Source organism: Bartonella sp. AA18HLJMS, from assembly GCF_042197245.1.
Taxonomy (GTDB): Bacteria; Pseudomonadota; Alphaproteobacteria; order Rhizobiales; family Rhizobiaceae; genus Bartonella.
Map to the genome: position 1 here is coordinate 1 of NZ_JBHIRP010000051.1, position 2,712 is coordinate 2,712.

Sequence of the window (2,712 nt, forward strand, 5' to 3'; positions counted from 1 at the left end):
GAAAAATAGGAGCAGAAAAATGCGTTAAAGAGAGCTTTAAATACCCTTTGAAAAGCATTTGAAGACCCTTTGAGAACATCTTTAAAACTCTTTGAGAAAAAATAAATTGGTACAAAACCTAGTGGCAAAATATACAAAACCCGCTGGCAAGCTACATACAAAACCTGCTGGCAAGCTACAGCTGGCAAGCTACAACTATAAAAGTGCTGTGGCGGAGGGGGTGGGATTCGAACCCACGGTACAGTCTCCTGCACGCCGGTTTTCAAGACCGGTGCCTTAAACCGCTCGGCCACCCCTCCAAACTAGACATGCTTTTTGACAAATTTCTTGCAAAAGGTCAATCATTTTAATACGCATTTTAAAGCGTTCTTTGTAAAACCATTTAAGTTTCAATTAAAATAATTCTTCATAAGTTAATTCTTTGAGTGTGTTATCTAAGAATTTCATTTTTAAATATGATAGTTTTTTCTGAAAAAATGAAAGGTAATTATGATATTTATCATTTCTTTTTCCTGTTTGAAAATTTTTCACAAAGCAATATTTTTTAAGTTCTAATGGTCGTTTTCGTAATAATAAGAAAAGTTCAGTTGAAAATGTTTGATAAATTATATTAAATTTCGGTCGTGTATTTTTAAATTATTTTACCTTTCCAGATATTTATTCTATTTAGATCGGTCATATCTGCGAAAAGAAAATGTTATTGCTTTGACAGTTTATGAGAGATAAATTTGTAAGAATGGGATATATATTCAAGGAAAATTTTTATTGAGTTTAAATAAGTACAATTCAATAAGAAAGCTCTTTAAAAGATTTTTATTTTTTAAATAAAAATATTCAGATATTTAATGCGTCTAAAGGGTATCTTGGAGGAAAGGGCTGATTTACACTATTTGAATAAAACGTTGTGTAAGATTTGCATCGACAGTTTAAAACCTTTTCCAGATATGACTGAAAATTAGGTATATTTATAATGCTTTTTTCTTTAGGATAAGCAAAAAGGTAATTTGAATGGAAGAAAAGATTATTGAACGCTTAGATCAATAAATAGTGTGTTAAAGTATTGCATAGTTTTTCAAGAATAGAACTTAAAAACGCTAAATTATGTAGAGGCAAAAAGCATAAACTTTAACAGACAAGGTTTTAAAAGCCGTTTCATTCACAAATATGTGTAAAATAAAATATTTATGTCTAATATGAGAGAATAGGTTGTTCCTGATTCTATTGAGTTTTATAGGCCTCTTTTCCTCATCTTTTTGAAGCTTTTTTATGGCTTCAAGAGCGAGTTTTTTACGGTCTGCGCTCTTTGTGTAAAGAGATGTCATAGTGTCGTCTGTCCAGCCAAAAACTGCTTTGAGTTGCGAGACTGTTGCACCAGAATTAACTGCGCGTGTTGCTGCTAATTTTCTTAAGCCATGTGCTGATTTTTTGATTCCCGCTACGTTACAAGCCTCACGAAAAAGGTTGCCAAAACTTTCTTTAACTAGTTTTTTACCTTCTTTACCACAAATGAATGTTTCTTCTCCAATCACATACCTTCATAAGGATGAGTTCTTTTTGTTTTTGGGTGACTTTAGAAAGGCTATGCCAATTGGAGCTATTAAAATATTATTTAAGGAGCCATGCGAATGAACCTTCAACAAGTTTACCAGTTTTTGATTTAGGAAGTATAAGCCCTTGTAACTCGGCAAGTGCGCTTTTGTAGTTATCAACAAACTCTTGCGTTCCATAGGTACCGCGTATTCTAATGCGTTTGCCATGACCAATACGTACATACCATACAATTTTGCCATGTTGAGTAATTTGTTTAACGAGATGAGGAGGACGTGGTTTAGGCATGGTATTTTACATCTTAGAGAGTGCGGTTTCGTAATATTCATTCTTTGACAAATCTAAAAGTTTGTCTGGGTGGCTAACTGAATTTGGTATTGGAATATCTGCTTTAAGATAGATAAGCAGTTCACCGGTAGGTTTGATTTCTATGAGTTCGCATTTTTGCTTTTTTGCTTCTCTTAAAGCTCGTGCAATGTCTGCTTGCGTTATGATAGCTTTACGAGGTGCCATATCTTTTCTCCTTACATTGAGATGCAATTCACGTGTGGCGTGAATCACGCATTACTTGAAAGTGTTAAGAAGGGTGGGGGTGCTCGTAGATATGCGGGGAACAAAACACCCCCATAAGGTTAAGCAGCTTTTGTTGAGAGTTGTTGTATCTCTCGTTCTATCTCTGCTAAAAAGGCTTCAACAACTTGATTGATCTGTTCAATTTGTTGATCATCACGGAAAAAACGGAAGAAGTCACCATCGCATTCCAAAAACCAGAGGGGTTTGATCCAATTGAAAATGCGATTTTGTATCATACAACAAGTGTAGCAAATGAGTTGAGGGTAGAAATGTGGGGCCGTTTCCTATGAGGAAGTTGAATGTTCAGGAAACATATGTGATTTTCACTTTAAAAATTCTTTGCCCAACAAAGAGGCAACTTATGGTAAGATAACTTTAGAAGATGGGATAGTATACAAGGCATTTACTTGGAATGAAGAGAGTGAAAGTTCGCTTTTTTTCAAGGGTACCGATGGAATAATTATCTCACATGATACAGAAAACTGTCACGCAAGAATTTTCGCCTACTCGTCAAGGGATGATACAATCTCACGGCAATCTCATCATTAACGCCGATAACATTGACAACCATTATAGTCTTATAGAAGCAGG

At 34.8% G+C, this 2,712-nt stretch carries 1 protein-coding gene, 1 tRNA gene and 2 pseudogenes; all 4 read right to left on the bottom strand.

Annotated elements, in window-relative coordinates; all coding sequences use genetic code 11:
• Window positions 1-209 precede the first annotated feature (209 nt).
• Window positions 210-299: transfer RNA gene (locus tag ACFINW_RS09735), tRNA-Ser, on the bottom strand.
• A 942-nt stretch (window positions 300-1,241) separates the two neighbouring features.
• A pseudogene (locus ACFINW_RS09740) lies at window positions 1,242-1,836 on the bottom strand (tyrosine-type recombinase/integrase); the annotation flags it as partial.
• Between the two features lie 6 nt (window positions 1,837-1,842).
• Window positions 1,843-2,061, bottom strand: a complete 219-nt coding sequence (locus tag ACFINW_RS09745; RefSeq protein ID WP_375618906.1) for a hypothetical protein — start codon at window positions 2,059-2,061, stop codon at window positions 1,843-1,845.
• Window positions 2,062-2,180: 119 nt separating this feature from the next.
• Window positions 2,181-2,288: pseudogene (locus tag ACFINW_RS09750) on the bottom strand (exonuclease); the annotation flags it as partial.
• Window positions 2,289-2,712 lie beyond the last annotated feature (424 nt).